Origin of the sequence: Metabacillus litoralis (genome assembly GCF_007994985.1) — a bacterium.
GTDB lineage: Bacteria > Bacillota > Bacilli > Bacillales > Bacillaceae > Metabacillus > Metabacillus litoralis.
In genome coordinates, this window is the sequence record NZ_VOQF01000034.1 from 1 (window position 1) to 8,549 (window position 8,549).

Annotated in this window: 11 protein-coding genes and 1 riboswitch; all 11 genes read left to right on the forward strand. The window is 30.4% G+C overall.

What is annotated here, in order from left to right; genetic code table 11:
• Positions 1 to 908 (forward strand): hypothetical protein (locus tag FS935_RS23525; protein WP_205124313.1); only part of this gene is annotated, 908 nt, incomplete at its 5' end.
• 13 nt (positions 909 to 921) lie between these two features.
• Positions 922 to 1,173, forward strand: coding sequence for a hypothetical protein (locus FS935_RS22775; RefSeq protein ID WP_146950897.1), 252 nt, complete (start codon positions 922 to 924; stop codon positions 1,171 to 1,173).
• A 307-nt stretch (positions 1,174 to 1,480) separates the two neighbouring features.
• On the forward strand, positions 1,481 to 1,729 hold the full coding sequence (locus FS935_RS22780; protein ID WP_146950898.1) for an Imm59 family immunity protein: 249 nt from the start codon (positions 1,481 to 1,483) through the stop codon (positions 1,727 to 1,729).
• A gap of 363 nt (positions 1,730 to 2,092) precedes the next feature.
• Positions 2,093 to 2,482 carry a UCP033725 family protein gene (locus FS935_RS22785; RefSeq protein WP_146950899.1) on the forward strand — a complete coding sequence of 130 codons (390 nt, stop codon included), beginning with the start codon at positions 2,093 to 2,095 and terminating at the stop codon, positions 2,480 to 2,482.
• A 214-nt stretch (positions 2,483 to 2,696) separates the two neighbouring features.
• Positions 2,697 to 3,260: a DUF1838 family protein gene (locus FS935_RS22790; RefSeq protein WP_146950900.1), complete on the forward strand. Its 564-nt coding sequence runs from the start codon at positions 2,697 to 2,699 to the stop codon at positions 3,258 to 3,260.
• Positions 3,261 to 3,563: 303 nt separating this feature from the next.
• Positions 3,564 to 3,695 carry a hypothetical protein gene (locus FS935_RS24360; protein WP_275669651.1) on the forward strand — a complete coding sequence of 44 codons (132 nt, stop codon included), beginning with the start codon at positions 3,564 to 3,566 and terminating at the stop codon, positions 3,693 to 3,695.
• Between the two features lie 16 nt (positions 3,696 to 3,711).
• Positions 3,712 to 4,125 carry a UCP033725 family protein gene (locus tag FS935_RS22795; RefSeq protein ID WP_146950901.1) on the forward strand — a complete coding sequence of 138 codons (414 nt, stop codon included), beginning with the start codon at positions 3,712 to 3,714 and terminating at the stop codon, positions 4,123 to 4,125.
• A 272-nt stretch (positions 4,126 to 4,397) separates the two neighbouring features.
• Positions 4,398 to 4,637, forward strand: coding sequence for an Imm59 family immunity protein (locus FS935_RS22800; protein ID WP_146950902.1), 240 nt, complete (start codon positions 4,398 to 4,400; stop codon positions 4,635 to 4,637).
• A gap of 242 nt (positions 4,638 to 4,879) precedes the next feature.
• Positions 4,880 to 5,488, forward strand: coding sequence for a hypothetical protein (locus tag FS935_RS22805; protein WP_146950903.1), 609 nt, complete (start codon positions 4,880 to 4,882; stop codon positions 5,486 to 5,488).
• Between the two features lie 547 nt (positions 5,489 to 6,035).
• Entirely contained in the window at positions 6,036 to 6,884 is an 849-nt protein-coding gene (locus FS935_RS22810; RefSeq protein ID WP_146950904.1) for a nuclease-related domain-containing protein, read from the forward strand.
• Positions 6,885 to 7,101: 217 nt separating this feature from the next.
• Positions 7,102 to 7,184: riboswitch (cyclic di-GMP riboswitch) on the forward strand.
• Between the two features lie 85 nt (positions 7,185 to 7,269).
• Positions 7,270 to 8,019, forward strand: a complete 750-nt coding sequence (locus FS935_RS22815) for a DUF3892 domain-containing protein (protein WP_146950905.1) — start codon at positions 7,270 to 7,272, stop codon at positions 8,017 to 8,019.
• The last annotated feature ends 530 nt before the right edge of the window (positions 8,020 to 8,549 follow it).

Genomic DNA, 8,549 nt, shown 5'->3' on the forward strand with positions numbered 1-8,549 from the left:
ATCCTAGAAGCAATTTGGCGTTTAGTTCAATTGGGAATTCACCAATAAATGTTATGAATCCTAAGCGAATGTTGAAGGATATTGACCAGGGGATGTCGAAGTTTAGTTTTGGAGATATGATGGGTAGTACAAAATCTGTTAATACTAGTAATGTAATAAATGGTGTCGGGACAAAAGGTACGGATAATTTGAAGTTTAAGAACGTAGGAGAATATTTTAATCATATTAATGAAATAGCAAGACGTGATGATTTAACGAATAAAGAAAAATTTGAAAAAATTCATAAAGCATATGATGCATTAGAAGTTAAAGGCGATGTTACAATTGTCTCTGACATGCAGTTCCTGAAGCCTGATGGGTTTGTTGATGGCAGAATGAATATAGATTGGCCTGATAAAATGGGATTTGACGAAGGTTCTATTCAAGCGATTAATAGAAATAGCCCCTTACCTGAAAAATGGGATAGAGTAGGCGGAAAGGGTGGAGAAAATTTCACCACCCTACCTAACAAAGGCATTCCTTACACTTATGATCAACGTGCAATTCCATATATAGAAAACCCTTCAGCTAGACATGTAGGAATCTTTAATAATGAATCCTATTTTAGAGCCATCGATGCTATCAAAAGTGAAAATCTTGAAGAACTGAATCGGGTTGTAGTAGCTAATGGAAATAATCCAATTTCAGAAATTGATTTTGATAGGTTTATTGCAAGTTATAACGACTTTCAAGATAGAGTAAAAAATATATTTGGAAATGTAGATGCCACTTATGGAGTGAAAGGTTTAGCTGCACCTTGGTTTAATAGTTCTACAGGCGAGAAATTAATGAATGGTGGAGCTGAACAAATTGTAACTCCTCTAAATGCACAAACATTGGAAATGATTGGAGTTATACCGAAATATTAGGAGGAGGGTAAAAATGACTAAACAAGAGTTCTTAAAGAGAATAGAATCTGAAAAATTAAATATCGGTGAATATATTATAAAACTCGACAAGCTATCTGATGCTCCACTTGTATTAGGGTGTGCATTTGATCAAGGGGTATGGAAAGTTTATGAAACAAGAGAACGTGGTGGTCATTTCATAATTAAAAAGATAGATAATGAAGATGAGGCGTTTGATTATTTTTATAAAATAGTGTTAAGTCAACATAACAGACTTAACACTTAAAATACTTTAAAATTTGATGTTTAAATAGCTTAATCGTTAGAGTATTTTTTTAAAAAAATTTTGTTATTATACTGAATATTGTATAGTTGGTATTTAAAATTAGTCTTATTTGGTAGAATAAGTAAAAATTAGTTAACCTTGATTGGCATAGAACTGCCTTTCAAGGTTTTTTATTTTTATTCAACCACTGTTTAGAAGACAATAAGAAAATGATTAAAATGAAAATCGAAAACTCATGATGTTTGTAACATGAAGGAGTATCGTTTTAAGTAAGGTTGTAGAAGGAAATTAAATAGGAGGATTAACCATGAATATAAAAGAGGCAATAAGAATTATACATGAGGAGAACTTACAAGATTATAATATGAATGAAGTTAGAGATAATAGAGAAAATGAAGTTGTGTTAAGGCATGAGAATGATAAATGGATTGTTTATGTAACAGATGAAAGAGCTAGCAAGATTACAAATTCACAAGATACCTATGCGGATGAAGAAGAAGCTTTAGATGATATTATTGATAGATTAAGAGCTGGTAAAATATTAAAGAAGCTATAATGCTTTTACGATTCAATGAAACTTACAAACTTAAACTCAAACATGAAAGCTTAGAAAATACGTTAACTTAAAGCACTTAATTATCTTTTACGCAATAAGTGCTTTTTTTAATAAATGTATAAATAGTCAAAATAAGTATCTTAAATATCAACCCCATATGGAACAACCATAGGCTCCATTCACAGGTAATGGTTTTACAAAAGCAGAAAATGGAAGGATAATTCCAGAATATAAATGTAATAGATTTCTAGAGATATCTAATGGTGCTCAATTAATAGAAGTTCAAAAAGACGGTACAGAAATATTACGTGCAGTTTATAATGAAGATTTTGGTAAATTTATAACTGTTAATTAGGAGGTTCTATGAAAAATAATACCTTTGCAATATATAATGGAGAGGAATATTCTGCTGGGATTAAAACCGATGGACGTATTATTTTGCGTTCACACGATACGAAAGATGAATTAAATGGTTTTGAGGAAAAATCAATGGCCAATCAAACAATATATGTTAAATATGTTTCGAGTAATGAAATAGAACAACTGTATCATAAGAGGATAAAAGCACATTATAAGGGGTATGAATTTGAAGTGGTTGACCAAAAAGATAAAATGATATCTATCATAACCATGGTTGGTGATTATAAAGTATGGGAAAATATAGGTATGAAATGTATAGACAAGGGTGTATATCAAAAATGGGTTAGTAAAGATGATGTCATTATAGTGGTTGAAAAAGAGAAGATAAGTTGAATGATACCCTTGAAGTTTTAAAACTCTTAAATAAAGTTAATCTTTGTAAACAAGTCATAATTCAACTTATATGAGTTATTTGACAGTGAGTGTGATGAAATGCGTCTCAAAATACTTGTAGAAATGTAAAATATTCCTTAATGAGGATTATTGCTAGTGGATATCTAAATAGAATTGTTACCTTTTATTAATAGAATTTTAGGATGTGCATTTAATGGGATTCTTTAAACGTTTATTTAAGAAAGTTGAAGATGTTAATAAAGGAGAAGTTACTGATTCCAACCTTGAATCAGAGTTTTATTTAGATTCGTCAGAAGAAGAAGCAATGAATCTTTGGATGGATATTGCACAAAATATAATCGTAAATGTGGTTAAGGTAACTAACAACTCTGTAGATCGAGCTTTTATTTTGCTCGCTATGAAGGAACAACCTTCCTTTGATATTTTTTATCAAATAGATGGTAGTTTAGTTTTTTGGAATCAACTTAAAGATACTATTATAAAAGAGAAAATTGAAAATGAGCTATTACCACAAGCATCTACTGTCGCTTCTGCGGTAAATGGTAACTTTGCACAAGTTGAACATCCTAAAATTGCCTTTGTTGAGCTACAGATTGAATGGGCAACTGGAGCTTGGTTCTCACATATAATTTGGGAAGACGATGACAATTCAAGCCTAGCAAAGGAAGAAATTCTAAATAAATGGTTCAATAGCTTAACTGCTGAAATTAAAAACCATCCTTTAGACAGCAATACCAAACTTTCATGGTATCCATAAGATTTACTTTTAAGCAAGTGAGTCGGTTCTTTGGATCTCTGATAGATGTTCGATTGGTTATTTTTATAAAAATTAAGCTCACCTTGATCGGCTAATGCCTTTCAAGGTTTATTTTTTGCAGAGTACAAATCAGCACGGAAATCTTGTGTTTTTTAAGGTCAATGAGGGATTGGTGATGCTGCTAGTATGTTTGTAAAAAGTACAAAAGTAATATTAATCTTGTGGAGAACGCTTCGGCTGAACAAATACAGATGGTCCACCCTGTACACTGAATGGTTTTACAGGATCTGGAATGATGGATTAGTGCCTAAATGGCAATTTGAAAATAGATATTTTCCTAATAACGGAACAGAATTATTTAAAGTTACTGACGGTATTGAAAAACTAGTAGCTATATTTGTTAGTGATATAAAGATGTTTATACCTGCCAAATAGTAAGGGAGAGAAATCCATGGAAAAAGGAACTTTTGCTAAATATACAAATAAGACCTTTAAAGTTAGTAATATTAATGGTGATTGTATAAGGTTAGTTAGTGATGATCAAGATGATTTGGAAAATGGTTTTAGAGAAAAAATTTATCCTAGCCCCTTTAAAGAAAGTGCTAACTTACCTAGGCTTTATATTAAGGAAGTAAAGAAAGCAGATATTGATGAAATTTATGAAGTTGATTACAAAGCGAAGTACAAAGGAAATATATTTAATTTGAGTTTTAATAAAACAGGTTCGCAATTAAGACTTGGGACTATTAATGCGGACCTTGCAAAGCAAAATGGATTCGATCGAACCGATAAATACTACTATGAAAAGATAGTAAATCAAGATGAGATTGAAGTTTTAGAATTTATAAAAAAATATAACATTTGAGAATCTGTTATTAATAGATAAAATGGATTAGGTTAAATAAGAAGAACGTTCGTTGTTCCACCAAATGATCAATTATTGTTGTTATTTTATAAAAAACTTATAAGAATAATGACTCTTAAGTATTTTTACACAGGATCATTAAGATATTTACTAATGTATTATATGTGTAAAATCACCCCAAGTGAAATTCCATGAGATGGCATTGAGATATATAATTTATCTTTAGACTCTATAAATAGTGATAAATCATTTTAAAAAAGGAATATAATTAAATGAGAAAAGAAGAAGCAAAAGATATAATTAAAAGAGAGAATTTAAGACGTTTCAATTGGTTTAATGAACATCCACTAAGAGAAAATGAGGTGGGGATTAAAGTTAATGGTAATGAATGGGAAATATATGTAACTGACGAAAGAGCAAGTATAGTAAGTGGCTCTAGAAAAAAATTTAATAATGAGAATGAAGCTTTAGATAATTTTATTAAAAGACTACGAATAGATAAGATATTATAATAACTAGACCTAAATTAAGAGTTTGCTGAAACAGCCCAATAGAGTGGTGTTGTTAAAATACATACTGAAATATAGTGCTAATTAACTTTTATATGAACAGTGAATTGAAAATAGTCATAATTAGGGATGTGGCTATTTTTCTTTTATAAATTTAAATGTAAAACAAGCTATTAACTTATCAATTAGTTATACCTAATTAATCCTAACGTTATTAAACAAATAAATCCATAGGAGTATAAATTATGGACTTAAGTGGTATATACAATTTAATTGAAACTGAATTTAAAGTGATAAAAAGGCAAGAATGTATTATTAGTATTGCACCAATAAGTGAAGAAGATTATCCTGAGACTACGGTTAAGTTAACTTTCAATAAAGAAAATAATCATTATGATCTTTATGAAGTTGTTAGAGGAAAAGAATACAAAGTAGATACATTTTCAGATGAATATAAATCTGTATTAGCTTTATATATTTTTTCGAAAAGTAAGCTAGAAGTAAAAAAATATGATACAAATGTTCAAAATGATCTTGAGAGTGCAACATCATTAAATAATATTCAAGATATATTCAAAAATTCTTCAGTTAAACAGTATTACTCTTTTTTCGAAATTGAGCCTAATAAAATAATTTTAGAAAAAAATACAAATGATAGATATAATGTTTTATTTTTAGGAAAAAGTGACGCTAAGGTTTATATAGAGAAAACTAGAAATTTGAATAGTGCCGCGGTTGTTCAATACAATTTCACTTTTAAACTAAGCCAATTTTATGATCTTTTAAATATGATTGGAGTAAAAACGGATGCTGATTTTATAGAAAATCTAAAAGAATTATATCTTTTGGGTTGAAGATCCAAAGCGAAAATATATCTATGAAATTATTGAAAAGACAACAATCTAAAGTAGGTTGTTGTTTTTTTGTAAGAATATAAATGCTATTAGGTAAGGCTGCACCTGGTATGGTGAAGGTGAAAATCATGTCCTTGCAAATGACAGAGTTGGTCCAGCTAAAGACTCCTGTTTCTGTAAATAAACTGAAATATATAGGGATATTAAGAGAGGAATAACACTTTGACTAGAATAGAGTAAGAAAACCTTATAGTAATGCAAAACATTGATACAAATAAATTAAATCTAGTAATTGGTGAAAAGAAGGTAATTCCATATGTTACAGGTTGATTCGAAGAAGATGGTATATGGAAAATCTATATAGTAGGGGAACGTCATGACTTTGATATTGTTCAAGAAGGAACCGAAGAGGAGGTATTTAACAGTATCCATAGTATAACTAAAAGCAGATTAAAATAAAAAATTCAGCTTAAGAGACGATAAAACTCTTGAGCTATATTTTTGTATTCTTTAAGTAATGTATTTTTTATCAAGAAGAGGAGAAAAAATGAAACTCTTATCAAACTTATTTAATAAAAATAAGCAAAAAAAAGAAAAAGAAAAAAATTCACTAGTAAACCCACCAACACCAAAGAAAAAACACCATGAAAAGGTTGCAACTAGGAAAGGAGAAATAGGGGAATATAAAATCGATATACAGCTAGCCCAACTTCCTAAAGGTTATAAGTATTTATCAGATATCATGATTAAAAACGGTAAAGCTAAATCAGGTTATTCTCAAATTGATCATGTTGTGATCACTCCATATGGAATCTTTGTAATTGAAACAAAGAATTATCAAGGGACTATTTATGGTGGTAAAGAGAGAAAAACTTGGTCAGTAAATGGAAAGTTCAAGATGATGAACCCGTTTATTCAAAATTATGGACATATTCAAGGGATTAAGAACCATATTGAAAAGAAATATCATGACCAATTTATTTCAGTAGTTTCATTCACTAAACGCTGCACATTCAAGATTGACGAAATGGATTATAGAAAAATAGGTTCTAATGAATTAATTGTATATGATGTTGAATTGTCTGAGTACATAAATAGGAAAGTATATGTTCTTAAAATGAACAATAAAGAGTCTGTTTTAACAGAAAATGATATAGATCGTATTTACAGATCACTAGTTGATGCAAACATAAAAGATCAGTCTATTAGAAAACAGCATGTCCAATCTTTGAAGAGGGAAACAGGGAGTTTTGAGGAAGAAGTAAACAATCAAAAACAACTTGCAAAGTGCTGTGTGTGTAATAAAATTGTCTCAGAAAAGGTTAAATCATTTTGTTTGTCCAATAAGAAGTTTGATGGGAAAATATATTGCTTTGAACATCAAAAAACTAGCTAAGAAGGGTAGCTGTCGTTCTAAAACTTTAAAAGATAACCTCGACTATAATTTAAAGAGGTTATCTTATTTGTGCTTAACAAGCCCATATATAAGGAAATCAAATTCATTTAAATTTCTTAATAAATCTTGTGAACTATGTAAAATATATTCAATTTTAAAAATATTTTGTTTGAAAATAGATAATTTCATAGTACAATTAACCTATTACTTTTAGATTATTAGATAAAGGCAAACCTATCGAAAGGTAGGGACGCAAAACTACGGGCCTAAAGCAAATGCTATGGTAGCCGAGTCGCCTATTAAGATGGATGTTCTTACAAATGATGATCCACCTATTTAGGTGGGTCTTTTTCTAGTTAATCAACTATTGAGGAGGAATACAGTTATGGGATTATTAAGAGATTTAGGCAAATTTGCTGGTAAAGCAACAGGAACTGTTATTGGTGGGGCAATCAATGTTGTTGGAGATGTAACAGGTAGTAAGTTTATTAACGAAGTTGGAGATGGTGTTAAAAAAGCATCAGAATTCGCCGGTGACACTGTAGGGCAAATTGCCGATGGTGCTTGGAATACTGCATCAGGATTAATCCAAGACGATAAGCATAAAATGGATCAAGGATTGAACGATATGGGAGATTCAGTAGGTAGAACAGCAAAGGGAGTCTATCATACTGCAAAAAATACCTATGGTAGTGGTAAAACGGCATATGAGGGATTTAGAGATGGAGACGATATAAAAGTCAAACAAGGATTACGAGATATTGGTAAAACAGTAGCAATAAGTACACTTGCTGTTGGAATGGTAGATTTAGTTGATGGAGCAGATGGTGGCGACCCAGCTTCCTCTACTCAAAATATGGCTGATGCAGGAACAGAAGGAGTATCAAATGTGCAATATGCAGAAACTCATGTGGCTCAAACAGAGGTTGCATCTACGACAGAAACACCAGAACAACCTGGAACACACCAAGTACAACCTCATTGGGTAGAAGGACATTGGCGTGATGGTGTATGGATTGAAGGTTATTGGAGAGACGGAGATGGGAACACTGCCGTCAATTTGAGTGAAGAAGATGGTGGAGGGTATTTACGAACTGATGCTGATGGAAATCCTACTAATAATTTAAATTCATAGGATCCATGCTAGTCTAATAGTTAAGCATTGTTTTACTAGAGCACCTTATCAATAGTACTTAACGTTTACTTTTTTTATCATTAATTTTAGACTCAGTAATATGATGAGTTTTAGAACTGCTTAAACATACTTCAATGTTTATTGAGTTCAGGCTAATAGTCTTTGAAGTAAAAAGGTTAACTTGAAGAATTTTTCAAGTTAGCCTCTTTTGCGTTTCATTAAATTTTACTCACTTGTTTAATAAACTATTTATTAACGATAATATCATTCCGCTTATTTTAACCCCAATTCATAAGTCATTTCGCCTAATCAATCTAAATTATTTTGTTATTTTCTTCCTATAGACAACAACCATTCATAAGCATAAAGTTCCTTTCTTTAACAATTATCTGTTAAATTGTGTATTTAATTGGGTGTATATGGTATTTATAATAAGTGGATATTATTGGATGTTAAAAACCTAACCAAGAGTTAATACATAACAACGAATAGAAATTGAAAGAAAGGTAGTCGATGTCTTTGAAAGTATA

Coding starts and splice junctions, on each gene's coding strand:
- FS935_RS22775 (WP_146950897.1), top strand. CDS start 922: ATGACTAAACAAGAGTTCTTAAAGAGAATAGAATCTGAAAAATTAAAT.
- FS935_RS22780 (WP_146950898.1), top strand. CDS start 1,481: ATGAATATAAAAGAGGCAATAAGAATTATACATGAGGAGAACTTACAA.
- FS935_RS22785 (WP_146950899.1), top strand. CDS start 2,093: ATGAAAAATAATACCTTTGCAATATATAATGGAGAGGAATATTCTGCT.
- FS935_RS22790 (WP_146950900.1), top strand. CDS start 2,697: ATGGGATTCTTTAAACGTTTATTTAAGAAAGTTGAAGATGTTAATAAA.
- FS935_RS22795 (WP_146950901.1), top strand. CDS start 3,712: ATGGAAAAAGGAACTTTTGCTAAATATACAAATAAGACCTTTAAAGTT.
- FS935_RS22800 (WP_146950902.1), top strand. CDS start 4,398: ATGAGAAAAGAAGAAGCAAAAGATATAATTAAAAGAGAGAATTTAAGA.
- FS935_RS22805 (WP_146950903.1), top strand. CDS start 4,880: ATGGACTTAAGTGGTATATACAATTTAATTGAAACTGAATTTAAAGTG.
- FS935_RS22810 (WP_146950904.1), top strand. CDS start 6,036: ATGAAACTCTTATCAAACTTATTTAATAAAAATAAGCAAAAAAAAGAA.
- FS935_RS22815 (WP_146950905.1), top strand. CDS start 7,270: ATGGGATTATTAAGAGATTTAGGCAAATTTGCTGGTAAAGCAACAGGA.